Raw genomic sequence first — 15,947 nt, 5'->3', positions numbered from 1 at the left:
AGGGCCGGTGCTGCTAAGCAGTGCTGTTAAGCCGGGATCCTGCGGCGGCGCAGGACAAGGATGCTGCAAGCAACCGCCAGTACTAACACTCCCAGGCCGAGCAGGATGGCCCACAGAGGAAGCCCGGTATTCTGGCTTGCCTGCGTGCCGCTGGCTTGCGGTGCAGCCGCCTTCATATCGGCCGCCTTCTTATCGGCATCGCCCGTTCCGGAGGATGCTTTGCCCGCCGGAGGGGCAGCAGCAACAGCAGGCGTTGGGGTTTCGGCCAACTCCGCGGGCACCCCGGCATCAGCCGGTGCAGGCAGCTCCGGGGAGGAGGCTGCACCGAAGAGTCCTGCGTTCAGGGCGGTGCCACCCGTGACGCCAAGCGCGCCCTGAACCGGCGCCTGGCTATTGGCCGTTCCGGTCTGGCTGGAAGGTGGCCTGGTTGCTTCGGCAGCCGCCGCCAGTGTGGCTGCCGAAGCAGCCGCTGCTTCCGCGGCTGCGGCATCCAGCGCAGCCTGGCTTGCAAGGTTTTTGGCGACCGAAATTCGTGCCTGAATTCCAATCACGTGGGCTCCTTTATCCTGGTCCCGCACGGCCAACCGGAACTCCTCGGTCTGGAAAAAAGTGCGGAGCATTTCCCGCGTCCCGTCTATGGCGACATCTGCTCCGGCCCTTGTTTCCAAACCGCCCGCTTCAAGCAGCCCGTAGGCATAAATCCTATTGTCCAATTCCTCGGCCGCGAAGACACCCTCCACCAGGAATAAGCGCACCAGAAGGGGATCATTCGCCTGCAGGATCTTCTCCGCAGACGACCGGACGTGGGGGGTGCCCGTAGCCAGGTACTGATACGTCCGTTGCCTGTCAGCCGTGATCTGCTCATCCGTTGGATAGGGTTCCGGGTTGTTAATCCTGCTTTCGGCTTCTGCGGCCAGCCGGGCATCTTCTACAAGGTTGGCAGCCTTTGCCTCAGCCGTTCGGAAGGCCCAATCAGTCAGGAACCGCGCCCGCTCCTCCGCCCGGGAAACCTGCTCTGTGACTTGGGCGGCTTTCACGGCTTCGGCTGCCTTCCCCGCTGCCGCCCGCGCAGCTTCCGCCGCCGTCTTGGCAGACGCAGCGGCAGCGATGGCGAGCTGGGGATCGTTCGCCTGGACCAGGAAGCTTTCGGCAGCCAGCCTTTGCGACTGCGCTTCGAGGCTGGCAGACTCTGCGTTCCCCGTCAGCAGGAGGATGGCCTGTTCCTCCTGGTCCATGGCAGCCGCGAGATACTGCCCGTAACGGAGGAACTCCCGAATCACTACTGGTGAATTGCTATCCAATGCCCGTTGCGCAGCCAACCTGACCCGCGCCCATTCGCTTTCGGTGAGGTAGTAGGCCTGGACCCGGTCCTCGCCTTCGGAAGCAGCGTGGGCCGCTGTGGAGGGAATCAGTATGGCAGCGATGACGAGTGCCAGCACGACGCCAACAGCTAAGGCCGCAGACAGGAATTGGCGCAGGGCGCGGTGCAGAACGGTGATCAAGATTCCCCCAATAGAAATGAAGCCGACCCTGCGAAGCGGCAACTGTGGCGTCCTGGGAAACCGTGAGCCTAAAACTGGGTGGTCAAAGGCATTCTATCTGCAGGTGGGCCAGTCCCCGACCACCATCGTTGGCGCCGCCGAAGGCCCGGCCAAGGCCCGCCTGAGAGATCGATCAGGATCAGAGAAGCGCCGCCCCACGCATCTCTCTAGAGTCAGGAGCATAACCATCCGCCCACTCGCGAAGGACCTGCCATGACCTCCATTGAATTCATCACCCTCGAAGTGCCCGACCCCGCAGCGGCCGCCGCTTTCTACGACGCCGCCTTTGGACTGGGCAGCCGTGTGCGGACGCGGCCCTCGGATGCCGCGACGACGGGCTTCCGCGGGTTCACGGTGTCGCTGATCGTGTCGCAGCCGTCCACCGTCAGCAGCCTGATCGGCACCGCGGTGGAGGCCGGCGCCACCCCACTAAAGCCCGTCCAGAAGTCGATCTGGGGTTACGGCGGCGTGGTTCAGGCTCCCGACGGCGCCATCTGGAAGGTGGCGACGTCCGCGAGGAAGGAAACCGGACCGGCAACGCGGCAGGTCGAGAAAATCGTGCTCCTTATGGCGGCCGCGGACGTTGGTGCCAGCAAGCGGTTCTATGTTGACCGCGGGCTCGCCGTCGGGAAGAGCTTCGGCAAGTATGTCGAGTTCGCCATGCCGTCCAGCCCGGTCCAGCTGGGGCTCTACGGACGCCGCGCCCTCGCCAAGGACGCGGGCGTCTCTCCCGACGGCACCGGATCGCACCGGCTGGCGATCGGCAGCCACGCCGGCCCCTTCACCGATCCGGACGGGTTCGAATGGGAGGCCGCCTCCGCATAAACCGGAAGGGCCGGCGTCGAGGGCGTAGTGCCCGGCCTAGCTCAGGGTGGAGGTGTCGATGACAAAGCGGTAGCGCACGTCGGAGGCCAGGACGCGTTCGTAGGCGTCATTGATCTTGCTGGCAGGGATGACTTCAATTTCCGCTCCGAGTCCGTGTTCGGCACAGAAGTCCAGCATCTCCTGGGTTTCACGGATGCCGCCAATCATGGAACCGGCAAACGAGCGCCGGCCCATGATGAGGGCGAAGGCGTTGACCGGGAGCGGCTCGGCGGGGGCGCCCACGTTCACCAGGGCGCCGTCGAGGGTCAGCAGCTGGAGGTAGGCGCTGATGTCGATCGAAGCGCTGACCGTGTTGATGATCAGCTCAAACGTCCCGGCGAGCAGTTCAAACGTGGCGGGATCGTTGGTGGCGTAGTAGCTGTCGGCGCCCAGGCGCAGCCCGTCCTCCTGCTTTTTCAGGGACTGGGAGAGGACGGTCACCTCGGCGCCCATGGCGGACGCGAGCTTGACGGCCATGTGCCCCAGTCCGCCGAGTCCGACGACGGCAACCTTCTTGCCGGGTCCGGCACCCCAGCGGCGGAGCGGGGAGAAGGTGGTGATCCCTGCGCAGAGCAGCGGCGCCGCAGCGGCGAGGTCCAGCCCCTCCGGGATACGCACCACGAAGTCTTCGGTGACCACCACATGGGTGGAGTAGCCGCCCTGGGTGACGGTTCCGTCGCGGTCTTCGGCTCCGTAGGTGCCGATCATGCCGTTGAGGCAGTACTGCTCCTCGCCCTTCAGGCAGTTGGCGCACTCACGGCACGAGTTGACCATGCAGCCGACCCCCACGCGGTCTCCTATGGCGTGCTTTGTTACCTCAGCGCCCACCTCGGTGACGATCCCTGCGATCTCATGCCCGGGGGCCAACGGGTACTGCTGGGGTCCCCAGTCTCCGCGCACCGTGTGGATGTCAGAGTGGCAGATGCCCGCGTACTTGATTTCGATCAGTACGTCATGGGGCCCAACGTCGCGGCGTTCGATGGTGGTGGGGACCAGGTCACCGGTGGCGGACGGGGCTGCGTAAGCATTAACGGAAAGCATGATTCTCCTGTTGTGGTTGGCCTCATTCCATCTCACCCGGTTTCCGGCGCCCGAAGAAGGCTGCGTTTATAGGGGGACAAGCTCTCCCCCCTTTATCCGCGTGAACCGGGGCTATCGTGGATTTATGGATAACCAGCCCCACAACCGTGCCGACATTCGGGACTTCCTGGCCAGCAGGCGCGCCAAAATCCGCCCCGAGGATGTGGGGCTGCCGGCAGGCACCAGACGGCGCGTTCCCGGGCTCCGCCGCGAAGAGGTGGCTGTTCTCGCCGGTGTCAGCACAGAGTGGTATGCCCGCCTTGAAAAGGGCCATATCAGGGGTGTGTCTGAGGACGTCCTGAAGGCAGTGGCCCGCGCACTGCACCTGACCGATGAGGAATGCCTGTATCTTTTCGAGCTGGCCCGCGCTGCCAACCCGGCCCGGCGCCCAAGTTCGCGCCGTAAGGAGGCCGACGTCGCGGCACCGGTCCAATGGCTGCTCGACTCCATGACGATGTCGGCCGCGTTCCTTCGCAATGGCAGCCTCGACATTGTGGCCAGCAACGCGTTGGGGCGTGCACTTCATGCGCCGATGTTCGCCAGCAGCACCACGGCTGCCCACGGCCACGCGAACTTCGCCCGCTTCCACTTCCTGGACCCCGCCGCCCGGGACTTCTACGCGGATTGGGAGGGTGGCGCTGCCGCCACCGCTGCCATGCTGCGCGCCGAAGCCGGACGTGATCCCAACGACTCCTCCCTTCGAGCACTGGTGGGCGAATTGTCCACACTGAGCCCAGAGTTCCGCACGCTGTGGGCCTTGCACGACATCCGCTTCCGCCACGAGGGAATCAAAAGGCTGCGTCACCCCGTGGTGGGCGACCTGGAGCTGACCTACCAGTCCTTCTCCCTGTCGAGCCTCCCCCGGGACATGCATGGACTCAGCGTCTATACAGCCGAGCCGGGAACCACCAATGAAGAGCGCATCAAGGTCCTGACCAGTTGGGCGGCAACAACTGCCGTCGAAGCAACAACAGCGGCTGAAGCAGCGGCGGTCGCAGAAGCCGCGGAGCCGGGCAGCAGGCAAAACCCGGCTGTCTGACGGCTGCAGCTGACGTTAAGCGCTGTGTCTCCGCGGTGGAGCGGTTGCCCGGCCGGCGGTAGCATCCGAAGATGGAGCCAACAGAAACGAAAACCCGTGATGAGTTCGGCAGGCTGCTGGCGGACCGTGAAGTGTGGCGCCAGGCGATCACCCTGGAGGCGGCCGGCGAGCTGACCGCCCGGTGGCTGGAAGGCGGCAGCGAGTATCAGGCGGCCACGTTTACAGCCCGCTACGACGACGAAACCCGCCGCATAGCTTTGGCGCTGGCCGCGCTCAACCGGAACGGGCTGTTCACCAAGGAGTCCCAGCCGGGCCTGCGGTCCGGAGCACACGTCCAGCGCGAGTACGTCACGGGCTTCTGCAGCGCTGACGCAGCAGCCCAACTCCTGGCCCTGTCCACGCGGTCCGATCTGGTCACAGTGGTGCACGCACCCGGCGAGGCCAGCAGCGCGGCCATCCCTGTCACGCTGTCTGGGTCCGAGGTGGTCACGGTGCTGGGCACCAGCGAGAACCCGGTCAGCGAGGAACAGATCCGGGGCTGGGCGGATGAGACCAACGAAACCCTGGCACTCCTGCTGGCCGATTCCTGGTACGTGGAGATCCTGGATCCGGTGTGGGGCAGGAGCGATGTTCTGCTGCCCGCGGTGCTTTCCGCACTGGCGCCCGGTCAGTAACAGCGATTTTCATTTCCCGCGGACACGCCGGCCCCTATCGACTGGTTCCCCCGGGCTTCACCAACGCGACGATCTCTGTCTCAAACGCCTGTGATGACGTCATGGATCCCCTGAACCAGCAGAGCGCGTGCACGGCGGGGTCTCCCGGAACCACCATCGGCCGGAGGTTGTCGACGGCGGACCTTTCGGTGACGGCCTCCCACACAAAGCCGGCGCCGCCGTCGGACGTACGCCCGGAGTAGATCTCGTAGTGTTCGGTGGCGCGGCCGGAGCGCGGATCCACCGGGGCCGAGATGTAAACGTGGTCCAGGTCGTAGGGGTCCACGCTGCCCAGCCCTGTGTAGTCCTGCTCGTGCGGGAGGAGCCCGGGGCCGGCCACGGCAAGCGGATGAAGCGCCCAGCTGGAACCGTCAAAGCGGGCGTAGAGCAGGCGGTGATCGTCGACGTCGAGCTGCTGGTTCCGCTCGAGGGGGCCGTTGACGTCGTTGGCCCGGCAGGTGATGATCGCCGCGAGCTGCCGGCCGTTCCTTCGGAGATCGGCTGTCCAGCCGTGGGTGAGGACGTCGCCGTCGATCTGGGTTCCGGCGGCGAAAATGGTGGTGAGTTCGGTCTGCGAAACGCCGGAAGAGCCGATTACGGGTTTGCTGACCACCCGGCCGGTGGTGTCATGCAGCGTGTTGCCGTGGAGGTAGCCGTGGTAGATGTTGTTGTTGAAATCGCGGGGATGGTGGTCGGTGGTGATCAGGTCGATCCGGTCCGTGCCGTTGGAGGAATACCGGGTGTACCCGTTGACGTAACCCACTTTGGGCCGGGTGAAAAGCTTGCCGCCGTAGCTCCAGGTGCTGCCGTCGTCGTCTGACACCATCATGGTGGGATCATCGTTGATGGCCCGGACAAAGTTGTAGGTCAGCGCCTCCGCGGACAGCCGGTGCAGGTTGGAGTAGGTGGCACCCCGGCCGTCCGCGAGCTCCGTCCAGTCAAAGATCTGTTCCGGACTCCACTCGCTGGCATCATGCGGCCGGACGGACACCCGCCAGCGGGAGTAATTGTCTGTTTTGTGCTTGGCGTACATGGCGAGGTAGCGCCCGTCCGGCCGGATCAGAAGCGCCGGGGCGTTGTGGTCATCCGATTCCAGCCGCTCATGGAGTACGTGCACCCGCCGCTCTCCTGTGCCCAGGTCCAGCACGGCAACCTCGATATTTCCGCCCCTGCCTGGACCTCCGGCGCCCTCGGGTGCGGCCACCGAGCCCACCAGGAGGGTGTTGTTCCCAGAATCGATCAGCGCCCGCTCGTCCTGGAACCAGCACCAGGCGCCGTTGTTGTTGAGGAGGATGGGAGCGTCAGTCATGAAAATCCTCAGGATTGCATCGATTCAAAGTGATCCAGATTATCCTATCTAGGTTCCTGCGGGTCCGTCATGGGCGACAGGAACGTGCCTGCACTGCTTGCGTCAGGAGGTGATCGATTTAGGTACCGGTGACGTCCGTGAGCGTCCAGTGCTGGTGGGCGGCGCCTCGGTACGGCTGTTGCTCCGTGGTGGTTCCGTCCGTCGTTGCTTCGGCGCTTAAGCCAAGTGCGTGGTTGGAGAAACGGTTGGTGAGGACCACTTTTCCCGCGCCAACGGGTGTCACCGCCCATTGCTGCTGCACGACGTCGGCGTCTGACCGGATCGCTGCCTTCTCGCCGATCGTCCGTGAGCGGAAACCTATCTTGAGGAGCATTCCGCTGTTGGTGTCCTTGAGTTTGTAGAAGCCGTCGGCGTCGGCGCTCAGGTTCCAGCGCTGGTGGGCTGAGTTGGTATCGGGGGCCAGAACAACAGCGGCTCCGTCCCTCGTGGAACCGTCCAGGACGGTCAGGGCCCTGCCGCTGGCGGCATGGATGATCTTATAAACGCGGTCAGGGGCGACGGCGAATGACTGCCGTATGGGCTTTGTGATGCGGCCGCCCACCCGGAGGCCGGACACGTTGGTGTAGCCGCCCGATCCCTCAGTGGCGGTAAACCGGATGAACCCGGCGGGAACCGGGGCCCACTCCGCCATTTTTGGGCTGGGGCCCGTGACCCAGTCCCCGGACGCAACGGTTGTGAAGCCCACGCCGTCGGCACTGGCCGACACCTCGAACGAAGTCACGTCCCCGTCGGTCCCGTTCTCGCGGAACCATTGCTTCGGAAGATACTCCAGCGTTGTGATGCCGCTGTAGACCCCTCCCAGATCCAGGGTGATGGACACCGGCATCGCCAGCTCCCCGGTGCCGGGCCACGTGGACCAGCAGCTCTGCAGTTTATTGTCGGCACGGCCGTCGATCGCTAGGTACGGCGGTTCGGGCTCATGGAATGCGGAAGCGTAGGCGGCGACCGGAGTAACCACGTACTCGGCGCGAACGGGCTGCACCGGCAGTGGACCGCGTTGCCTATTGGGCGTCCAGGCCGCGCCGACTTCGGCGAGACGGGTCACCACGTTGGGATCCAACCTGCCCTCCCGGTTGGGAGCGCAGTTGAGAATAAAGGACGTCCACCCCGCTTCAAGCTCGGTCAGGTGAGTGATGATGTCGTCCGTGGACATCAACGGTTCAGTGGGTGTGGACGGGTGCCAGAACCACCCCTCACTGATGGTCTGGCCCTGAAGCCCTGCCCACGTGTTCCCGGCCGGCACGGTGATCCCGAAAGGCTCCTCCCAAAAGATCGCGTCGCCCAGCCAAGGGGTCAGGACCGCGCAGATATCGATCATGACGCAATCGGGCTGCAGCGTTTTGACCAGATCGCGGACCCGCTGCAACGGAACCTGCTGGTGGCCCATCTGCCACGCGTAGCCATCGAGCATCAGGACTTCGATCTCGCCGTAGCCCGTGAGCAGTTCGGTGAGCTGATTCAGCACATACTCGATCTGGGGCGGGTCTACACCCGCGCCCGGATCGCTCACATGGTAGCCGCCGGTAGCCTGCACAGGATACGTCCGGTCCCAAATGGAGAAATAAAAGCCCACCTTCAGACCCCGGGAGCGGAACGAGTCAACATACTGCCTGACGACGTCGCGCCTGTACCCGGAGTCCATGACGTTTTGCGTGCCGTACTTGGTCGGCCACAGTGCGAATCCATCATGGTGTTTAGTGGTCAGCACGCCGTAGCTCATGCCCGCCGCCAGGGCGGCATCCGCCCACTGGTCCGTGTCCACGGAAGGCGGTGCGAAGATTCCGGGGTCCTGGTTCGGAGCGGCCCACTCCTCGTCCGTGAACGTGCCGAGGTTGAAGTGGTTGAAAATGCCAAAGCGCATATCAACCAGCTTTTGCAGGAGAGCCTGGGTGTCCCATCCGGCCTGATCTGGAGCCACTGTGTCCGCTTTGGCTGTTGTTGCCGCTCCACTAGAGCCAAGAAGGTGCCAGCGGTCAAAATCTGGTGACGTCAATTCTTAGCTCCACGTTGATGAGGGGACCGGCCAGGGCTGTTAGCGTGAACAAGTCACGCGAATACATCCGATGTTACGGCCAATCTGGAGCCTGTCAAGAGACTCTCTCAGCGAGGTGTAGCGGTTCTGTTCGCGAACAGCACCGGGAACATATGATGTCTGCCTCGAGGGCCTCAGTACGGAATCGCCCGTACTGAGGCCCTCGAACTTTTGGTTCATCAGAGTTCTACAAATTCCGCCGGCAGTCGGCGGTCAGACCCCGGCCGGCGCTGCCACGCGGGCAATCTCGCAGATACGGGCTGCAGTGCTTCTGCCCATGCGGATGGCGCCGTCCACGTGCTGGTACCCCTCGGCAGCCAGGTCTGAGGAGGACCAGTAGATGGGCCCCACCGGCGCGTGCTGGTCCTTGCCGTAGCGATGCAGGCCACCCAGGTCATAGCTGGAGGCGTAGGCGCCGCGCGTCCATTCCTCCGAGCCCCAGTCCGACTCGTAGTAGACCTCCGGTTCCAGGGCCTTGTCCCCCAGGAACCCGGCGATCGACTCAAGAACTGCCCGCTTGCGGTCCTCGGCACTCAACTCGAAGACGGCGTCGGCCTTTTCGTCGGAAATGAACCCCACCAGCGTGCCGCGGGAATCGCCGTGGTTGGTGTTGTCGTAGACCTCCTGGACGAGGGAGCCCGCGCCAAAGCCCGTCCCCGACAGCCCCTGCTCGCGCCAGAACGGCGTGCTGTAGACGGCGTGCACCTTAATGACCAGGCCCAGCGACTGGTGCTGGTGCATCTGGTGCTGCCGTCGCGGGAGCGGCGGGTTGAACGAGACCCGCGAGTACAGGTTCGGCGGGACCGCCATGATCACAAACCGCGCGTTGACAGTTGCCCGCTCGGAAACGGCGGTGACCCGGTAGCGGTCCCCGCTGCCGCCGTCGGGATCCGCGCTCCAGTTAATGGTGCGCACGGGACTGTTAAGGACGACGTCGTCCCCCAGCTCCTGCGCCTGCAGCAGCGAAACCTGCTGCATTCCGCCGATCACCCGCTTGTCCAGGATGAAGTCCTCATCCGTGAGGTGGGTGAAGGAACCGGCGGAGGCCGCCATCAGCACGGCCTGCAGTGTGGAGAAGGCGTGGGCGGGCTTGGTGAGCATGCCGCCGGCGATGAACAGGCCGATGTTGTTGCAGGCTTCCTCGTTGTCCGAATTGGCCCGCAGCCAGTGGTGGAAGGAAATGGTGTCCAGTTCCCGGGCCTTGGGGTGCGCCCAGGGCTCGGTGGCGCCGATTTCGGCGGCCAGCCCGTCCAGCAGGGCAATCAGCTTGTCCATCTCGACGGCGGTGGCCGCGTCCACGGGGAAGGAGTCGCCGGAGTAGCGGACGGGGATGCCGTCGGCACCGATGTAGACCGACTCGCCGGAGCGGTACCGCGAATAGGTCTTCAGCCCCAGTTCCTCCAGCAGTTCCAGCAGCACGGTCTGGTCCGGCGAGACCCATTGGCCGCCGATTTCCAGCACAGCGCCGTCCACGGTATCGGTCCAGGTGCGGCCACCCACCCTGTCACGGGCTTCCAGCACGGCAACGCTCAGGCCGGCCTTCTTCAGTTCGCGGGCGGCGGTCAGGCCGGAGGGCCCGGCTCCCACGACCACAACGTCGCGGTTAAGGTTCAGCATGGTTTCCTCTCTGTGGCCACGCTAGTGATGCGGACCACTAAATGAATGCCATTCATTTATTAGAACTATAGCGGTTCGCGCCATGCTCCGGAAGAGGCGGGTGGAATAATGCTGGAGAACCCACCGAAAGGCCAGTAATGCCGGCAGTATCAGCCGCATCAGGAAGCAGAACCGGAGCAGCCGGCAATGCCTCCACCACAGCACGGCGGCGCGCCGGGCGCCCGTCAGCCGCCGTCCTGGACAAGGCTGGCATCACGGCCGCCGCCCTGGACCTCATCGGCAAGAAGGGCTACGACGGCCTCACCATGGCCGGACTGGCCCGCCTCCTCGACGTGGCGCCGTCGGCCCTTTATAACCATGTGGCGTCCAAACGGGACGTCCTCCTGCTGGTGGAGGACCACCTTACGGCCCTGGTGGATGTGTCCGGCTTCGGCGTGGAACCCTGGGAAGACGCCGTCCGGACATGGGCGTGGAGTTACCGGGATGTCTTCGCCCAGCACACTCCCCTGATCCCGGTGATAGCAGTCCTGCCCGTGACGGATGCACCGCAGACCCTCGCCATGTACGAGACCGTCAGTGCCGCTTTCCTGGCCGCCGGCTTCCCGCAGGAGCGGATTGTCTCCGCGATCGTGGCGCTGGAATCGTTCATTTTCGGCTCGGCGTATGACGTGACCGCACCCGCTGACATTTTCGACGCCGGCAGCATGGCCGGCGCCACCCCGCATTTCACCGGGGCGGTGCAGAGCCTGGCCGCCCAGGGGCACCACAAGCCGGCGGATGTTGCCTTTGGCTTGGGGCTGGAGGCCCTTATCACAGGCCTTGGAGCGCTGCGGGGGTGACGGGCCCGAACGAAGGTGGGGCACTTCGACACGGACACGCCGTTGTTTGGGCCCGGTCCCCGCGTTTTGTTCCCCAAAGTGCCCCACGACGGCGGGACTCACGGGGCTGGATGGGCACGCCCTGATATGCCGGTGTGCTGATGTGCAGAAACAGCGGAAGGCAGGCGGCGCCCGTGGACACCACCTGCCGTCCTGTGCAGCAGCGTTGGCCAGCTGCCCCCATCAACGGAGTTAGAAACCGGCTCCGTCCGCCTTGACGGCGAGGACGGGGCGGTCGGCCTGCATAAGGATCCGCTGTGCATGGCTTCCCAGGATGAACTTGCCCACCTGGGTACGGTGCCGGAGCCCGATGACGATCAGCGATGCGTCCGCTTCGCGGGCGACGTCGAGGAACTCGTCAGCAAGATCGTGCTGGTAGGGAGGCTGAACCACGCTTGCGTTCACCCCGGCGTCGGCTGCACGGCGGGCGGCCCGGGCCAGCACGTCGTCGGGTGCCACGGATTTGTCCACGAGGGCGCCTTCCCGGGCCGAGTTGACGATCACCAGGTCCTCGTTGCGGAGCTTGGCTTCCGCGATGCCTGCCGTCAGCGCGGCTTCTCCTGCGGGAGTGGGGACAAATCCGACGATGATGCTCATACCTTCTCCTTGATGTCCGGCGTGACGGCCGTGGTGGCGGATATTTTGCGCTTGGCGATGGTGCTGCGGATGGCCGGGAGCACGGCTACCAGGACAAAGACCAGCAGAAGGGTCGCCGAGATCGGGCGGCCGAAGAAGCCCACCGGATCGCCGCCGAACATCAGCAGGGAACGGCGCATGGAGCTTTCCAGCAGTTCACCGAGCACGAACGCCAGCACCAGGGGGCCCGGTTCGAAGCCAAACTTCTTCATCAGGTAGCCGACAATGCCGAAGACAACCACCAGGGTGACGTCGAACATGCTGTTGTTGATGGTGTAGGCACCCAGCAGCGTGATGAGTGCCGTGACGGGAGCCAGGATGGCGGCCCTGACGCGGAGGATCTTCACGAAGATGCCCACCAGTGGCAGGCTCATGATCAGCAGCAGGATGTTGCCGATGTACATGGAGTTGACCACGCCCCAGAAGAGCTCCGGGTTCTGTTCCACGAGCTGCGGCCCGGGGGTGACACCCTGGATCAGCAATGCACCGAACATCAAGGCCATGGTGGCGTTGGCCGGGATGCCAAGCGTCAGCAGCGGGATGAAGGACGATGTGGCGGCGGCGTTGTTGGCGGTTTCCGGTCCGGCGACGCCCTCGGGGGCTCCCTTGCCAAAGCGCTCGGGCTGCTTGGCCCGCTTCTTTTCCATGGCGTAGGACGCCATGGAGGCGATGGTGGCACCGCCGCCGGGGAGGATTCCCAGGAAGAAGCCCAACACTGATCCGCGGCCGATGGCTCCGGAAGCCTGCTTAAGGTCCTTGCGCGAGGGCCAGACGTTGGTCACCTTCGACGGTGCTTTGGCGGCCCGGTGGCGTTCCTCGAGGTTGTAGAGGATTTCACCGAGGCCGAAGATGCCCATGGCGATCGGCACAAAATCGATGCCGTCGGCGAGCTGCAGGCTGCCGAAGGTGAAGCGGCTTTCACCGGTGAAGATGTCACGGCCTACGGTGGCGAGCAGGAGTCCCAGGGCGGCGGCGATGAGTGCTTTGGCCTTCGATCCGCTGCTGATCGTGGCCACGAGGAGGATTCCGAGCATGGCCAGGGCGGTGTACTCGGGTGCACCGAAGTCCAGGGCGAAACTGGCCACGATGGGTGCGAGGAATGTCAGGCCGATGATGGCGGCGGTGCCTCCGACAAACGATCCGATCGAGGCCAGGCCCAGCGCCGTGCCGGCCCTGCCCTGTTTTGCCATCTGGTAGCCATCGAACACCGTGACCACCGAGGACGCTTCGCCTGGAAGCCGCAGGAGCACGGAGGTAATGGTGCCGCCGTACTGCGCACCGTAGAAAATGCCGGCCAGCATGATGATGGCAGTAACAGGCTCCACGTTGTACGTAAGGGGAAGCAGGATGGCGATGGTTGCCGCGGGCCCCAAGCCGGGCAGCACGCCGATCAGCATGCCGATCACGACGCCGATCAGGCAGTACAGGAGGTTTGTCGGCTCCAGGACAACCGCAAATCCGTTGATAACGGGATTCAGAAAATCCACGGTGGTCTCCTAGAAAAGGTGGGGAATGGAGGTATTGAGCGCGAAGACGAAGATGGCATAGAACGCAATCACGACGGCGGCACTGACTACCAGCGTGGAGCGCCACGTTTCGCCGCCCAGGAAGCGCATCCAGATGATGCACAGCACGAGGGCCGGCAGCTCAAAGCCGATCAGCGGCATTAGTGCCACCATGGCGGCGAGGGTCACCAGTCCGGTCAGCGGCGCCGTGGACATGCGGGTGAACTTCTCGGCATCCCGGTTGTGCCGGCCGGCGAGGAGCTGGAACACCCCAAGGGCAACCATGACGCAGCTGATAATGAACGGCCAGAGACCAGGCTGCGGAGTGGCCGGCGTGCCCAGTCCCATGATGATGGACAGGACCACCGCGCCAAGGCCTACGCCGATGACGACCAGGGATGACGCGGCGTTGGCCAGGGCTCCCGCCGCGGGAGGCTTCTCCTCCTCCCACTGGGCTGCGAGCTGCTCCGGCGTCAGGTCGTCCAAGACCTCGCCGGGGCGGGTACCGGGGGTTTCCCCGCCGGAGGCAGCCGACTCGCTGCCTCCGGCGGGAACTGCGGGTGTTCCTTTCACAGGACTCACTTATTTCCGCTCAGGCTGATGCCGTACTTCTCCACCAACTGCTTGTACTTCGCGGCGTATTCCTTCCACTCCGTGACAACCTCCTCGCCGGAGATCTCCTTCGGCGTCAGCGAGTTCTTCTTGTTGAACTCCTTGTAGGCGTCCGATTTGAAGGCCTCCTGGAAGGCAGCGAGCAGCTTGTCCTTGACTTCCTGCGGGGTGCCCTTCGGGGCGGCCACTGCGCGGTACTGCGCAACCGGAACGTCGTAGCCGGCTTCCTTGGCCGTGGGGGTATCGGGGAGGAAGCTGGTGCGCTCCTCCGAGAAGACCAGCAGCGGCGTCACCTTCCCGGCCTCGATCTGCGGCATCGCCTCACCAAGCTGGATGGTGGCGAGCTCAACCTGGTTGCCAAGGACTGCCGTCAGGGCAGGCTTGCCGCTGTCAAAGGGGATGTCGGTTCCCTGGACCTTGGCCTGCTTGAAGAGAACGGTCTGGGCCAGCTGGCTTCCGGTGCCAACACCCGTGGTACCAAAGGTGACGTTGCGCCCTGCGGCGGTGACGTCGTCGAACGTCTTGAAGCCGGACTCCGTGCTGGCCACGAGGACGTAATCGTCCTGGGACAAGCCGGCGATGACGTCCAGGTCATCAATGTTCACGGCTTCATCGGCGGTGACTGCCAACGGTGTGATGGTGATCAGGGACGCGTTGAGCAGGACCAGTTCGTGCCCGTCGGCCGGCTTACCGGCCACCTCCTTGGTGGCAAGTGCGCCGTTGGCGCCGGGCTTGTTCACCACCGGCATCGGCTGGCCGAGGGTCTTGGCGGCCCCTTCGGCGAGGGCCCTCGCGATCAGGTCAGTGCTGCCGCCGGCAGCCTGGCCCACGGAGAGGCTGACGGGGCCGGTAGGGTATTTGGCCGCATCGGCGGTACCGCCGCCGGCGACATTGCCGCAGGCGGTCAGCGCCAGCAGGCTGACGGCGGCCGCACCGAGAATTGTGCGGCGGGTGGGGAAGTGCTTCATTGGAACTCCTCATAGAAAACCCCGGGCCGGGATCCTGGATGATGCTGTGAACCGAATCACGCCGGCTCGCTAAAACGACTATAGAGAGCGACTATGATGCATGTCTAAGCCCCAAAATGCATCGGGTAATACCGGAAAGGCATCATGTTTACTCTCGACCAACTGACCGGATTCATCGCCGTCGCCGAAGAACTCCACTTCGGACGGGCCGCGGAACGGCTGAACATGACCCAGCCGCCGCTCAGCCGCCAGATCCAAAAACTCGAAAAGAGCATCGGTACGGAACTGCTGGAAAGAGACAACCGAAAAGTCCAACTCACTCCGGCCGGAACCGCGTTCCTGGATGAGGCCAGGAGACTCATGGCCCTCGCCAACCGGGCGCCCATCACCGCCCGCCGGATCGCTACGGGACGCTCAGGTGTGCTGCGGGTCGGGTTCACTGCAGCCAGTGGATTCAGCATCCTGGGACCGCTCCTGGAGGAAATCGCCGCCATTCTTCCCGAGGTGGACATTGAACTCCAGGAGCTTGTCACCGGTGAACAGATCCAAGGCCTGCTCACCGGCGAGCTGGACCTGGGCCTTGCCCGTCCGCCCTTTGACCGGGATGTTTTTGACTCGCACCTGCTGTACCGGGAGTCCATGGTGCTGGCCGTACCAACGGGCCACCGGCTGGCGGACCTCTCCCGCCCCATCGGGGACGCGGATCTCCAGGACGAACCCCTCATCATGCACTCTCCCACCAAAGCCGCATACTTCTACGACCTGGTGATCCGCCTGCACACCATCCAGCACGGGAACGTCATCCATACCGTGAGCCAGATCCTCACCATGGTTTCGCTGGTCGCGGCCCGCCGGGGCGTGGCATTTGTCCCGCATTCGGCCACACTCCTCGCCATTAAGGGGGTTGAGTTCCTGCCGCTGGCCGGCACCAGCAGCCAAGATCCGGTGGAACTGCATGCCATCTGGAACCGCAAGGTCGCCAACCCGGCACTGCGAAGGCTCCTGGAGAGCCTGGAATTCGGAACGGAGTAGCGTCCACTGCGCGGGGATCTGCTGGCGATGCGGTTTAGGTATCAATCAATACGAAAAGGCA

General features: G+C 64.4%; 14 protein-coding genes. 5 read left to right on the top strand and 9 right to left on the bottom strand.

Annotated features, from left to right (window positions below; all coding sequences use genetic code 11):
• Positions 1-26 precede the first annotated feature (26 nt).
• Positions 27-1,502: an ALF repeat-containing protein gene (locus F8G81_RS00300; RefSeq protein WP_267277060.1), complete on the bottom strand. Its 1,476-nt coding sequence runs from the start codon at positions 1,500-1,502 to the stop codon at positions 27-29.
• Between the two features lie 252 nt (positions 1,503-1,754).
• On the opposite strand from F8G81_RS00300, the gene F8G81_RS00295 reads away from it, so the two are divergent.
• A complete protein-coding gene (locus tag F8G81_RS00295; RefSeq protein ID WP_267277059.1) occupies positions 1,755-2,366 on the top strand; it encodes a glyoxalase in 612 nt (203 codons plus the stop codon).
• Between the two features lie 36 nt (positions 2,367-2,402).
• On the opposite strand, the gene F8G81_RS00290 is transcribed toward F8G81_RS00295, so the two are convergent.
• Complete coding sequence (locus F8G81_RS00290) at positions 2,403-3,446, bottom strand: NAD(P)-dependent alcohol dehydrogenase (RefSeq protein WP_267277058.1); 1,044 nt, start codon at positions 3,444-3,446, stop codon at positions 2,403-2,405.
• Between the two features lie 124 nt (positions 3,447-3,570).
• On the opposite strand from F8G81_RS00290, the gene F8G81_RS00285 reads away from it, so the two are divergent.
• Both F8G81_RS00285 and F8G81_RS00280 read left to right on the top strand, forming a co-directional pair.
• The gene (locus F8G81_RS00285) at positions 3,571-4,524 is read left to right on the top strand and encodes a helix-turn-helix domain-containing protein (RefSeq protein WP_267277057.1); all 954 of its coding nucleotides are present in this window, start codon (positions 3,571-3,573) and stop codon (positions 4,522-4,524) included.
• A gap of 71 nt (positions 4,525-4,595) precedes the next feature.
• Positions 4,596-5,198 (top strand): DUF6919 domain-containing protein, encoded by a 603-nt coding sequence (locus F8G81_RS00280; protein WP_267277056.1) that lies wholly within the window; start codon positions 4,596-4,598, stop codon positions 5,196-5,198.
• A 34-nt stretch (positions 5,199-5,232) separates the two neighbouring features.
• Here the strand turns inward: F8G81_RS00280 and F8G81_RS00275 are convergent, their stop codons facing one another.
• The 3 genes from F8G81_RS00275 to F8G81_RS00265 form a co-directional block, all read right to left on the bottom strand.
• The gene (locus F8G81_RS00275) at positions 5,233-6,546 is read right to left on the bottom strand and encodes a BNR-4 repeat-containing protein (protein ID WP_267277055.1); all 1,314 of its coding nucleotides are present in this window, start codon (positions 6,544-6,546) and stop codon (positions 5,233-5,235) included.
• A 118-nt stretch (positions 6,547-6,664) separates the two neighbouring features.
• Positions 6,665-8,524, bottom strand: coding sequence for an alpha-L-fucosidase (locus tag F8G81_RS00270; protein ID WP_267277054.1), 1,860 nt, complete (start codon positions 8,522-8,524; stop codon positions 6,665-6,667).
• A 327-nt stretch (positions 8,525-8,851) separates the two neighbouring features.
• Entirely contained in the window at positions 8,852-10,255 is a 1,404-nt protein-coding gene (locus F8G81_RS00265) for a flavin monoamine oxidase family protein (RefSeq protein WP_267277053.1), read from the bottom strand.
• 137 nt (positions 10,256-10,392) lie between these two features.
• Here F8G81_RS00265 and F8G81_RS00260 point away from each other — a divergent pair, with 137 nt between their 5' ends.
• Positions 10,393-11,094: a TetR/AcrR family transcriptional regulator C-terminal domain-containing protein gene (locus F8G81_RS00260; RefSeq protein ID WP_267277052.1), complete on the top strand. Its 702-nt coding sequence runs from the start codon at positions 10,393-10,395 to the stop codon at positions 11,092-11,094.
• 231 nt (positions 11,095-11,325) lie between these two features.
• On the opposite strand, the gene F8G81_RS00255 is transcribed toward F8G81_RS00260, so the two are convergent.
• The 4 genes from F8G81_RS00255 to F8G81_RS00240 are packed head-to-tail and all read right to left on the bottom strand — an operon-like array spanning position 11,326 to position 14,854.
• On the bottom strand, positions 11,326-11,730 hold the full coding sequence (locus F8G81_RS00255) for a universal stress protein (RefSeq protein WP_267277051.1): 405 nt from the start codon (positions 11,728-11,730) through the stop codon (positions 11,326-11,328).
• On the bottom strand, positions 11,727-13,256 hold the full coding sequence (locus tag F8G81_RS00250; RefSeq protein ID WP_267277050.1) for a tripartite tricarboxylate transporter permease: 1,530 nt from the start codon (positions 13,254-13,256) through the stop codon (positions 11,727-11,729). Before F8G81_RS00250 ends, F8G81_RS00255 begins: the two co-directional genes overlap by 4 nt.
• A gap of 9 nt (positions 13,257-13,265) precedes the next feature.
• On the bottom strand, positions 13,266-13,847 hold the full coding sequence (locus F8G81_RS00245; protein ID WP_267277049.1) for a tripartite tricarboxylate transporter TctB family protein: 582 nt from the start codon (positions 13,845-13,847) through the stop codon (positions 13,266-13,268).
• A 5-nt stretch (positions 13,848-13,852) separates the two neighbouring features.
• Entirely contained in the window at positions 13,853-14,854 is a 1,002-nt protein-coding gene (locus F8G81_RS00240) for a Bug family tripartite tricarboxylate transporter substrate binding protein (protein ID WP_267277048.1), read from the bottom strand.
• A 144-nt stretch (positions 14,855-14,998) separates the two neighbouring features.
• On the opposite strand from F8G81_RS00240, the gene F8G81_RS00235 reads away from it, so the two are divergent.
• Positions 14,999-15,886: a LysR substrate-binding domain-containing protein gene (locus F8G81_RS00235; RefSeq protein WP_267277047.1), complete on the top strand. Its 888-nt coding sequence runs from the start codon at positions 14,999-15,001 to the stop codon at positions 15,884-15,886.
• Positions 15,887-15,947: the final 61 nt, after the last annotated feature.

Origin of the sequence: Arthrobacter sp. CDRTa11, assembly GCF_026427775.1 — a bacterium.
Taxonomy (GTDB): Bacteria; Actinomycetota; Actinomycetes; order Actinomycetales; family Micrococcaceae; genus Arthrobacter.
The sequence above is the reverse complement of the archived record's forward strand: the minus strand, read 5'-3'. Positions and strand labels throughout refer to the sequence as shown.

Bases quoted from the DNA above. Each gene is read 5' to 3' on its own strand.
- F8G81_RS00285 (WP_267277057.1), top strand. From the start codon at position 3,571: ATGGATAACCAGCCCCACAACCGTGCCGACATTCGGGACTTCCTGGCC.
- F8G81_RS00275 (WP_267277055.1), bottom strand. From the start codon at position 6,546: ATGACTGACGCTCCCATCCTCCTCAACAACAACGGCGCCTGGTGCTGG.
- F8G81_RS00255 (WP_267277051.1), bottom strand. From the start codon at position 11,730: ATGAGCATCATCGTCGGATTTGTCCCCACTCCCGCAGGAGAAGCCGCG.
- F8G81_RS00235 (WP_267277047.1), top strand. From the start codon at position 14,999: ATGTTTACTCTCGACCAACTGACCGGATTCATCGCCGTCGCCGAAGAA.
- F8G81_RS00280 (WP_267277056.1), top strand. From the start codon at position 4,596: ATGGAGCCAACAGAAACGAAAACCCGTGATGAGTTCGGCAGGCTGCTG.
- F8G81_RS00295 (WP_267277059.1), top strand. From the start codon at position 1,755: ATGACCTCCATTGAATTCATCACCCTCGAAGTGCCCGACCCCGCAGCG.
- F8G81_RS00260 (WP_267277052.1), top strand. From the start codon at position 10,393: ATGCCGGCAGTATCAGCCGCATCAGGAAGCAGAACCGGAGCAGCCGGC.
- F8G81_RS00240 (WP_267277048.1), bottom strand. From the start codon at position 14,854: ATGAAGCACTTCCCCACCCGCCGCACAATTCTCGGTGCGGCCGCCGTC.
- F8G81_RS00265 (WP_267277053.1), bottom strand. From the start codon at position 10,255: ATGCTGAACCTTAACCGCGACGTTGTGGTCGTGGGAGCCGGGCCCTCC.
- F8G81_RS00290 (WP_267277058.1), bottom strand. From the start codon at position 3,446: ATGCTTTCCGTTAATGCTTACGCAGCCCCGTCCGCCACCGGTGACCTG.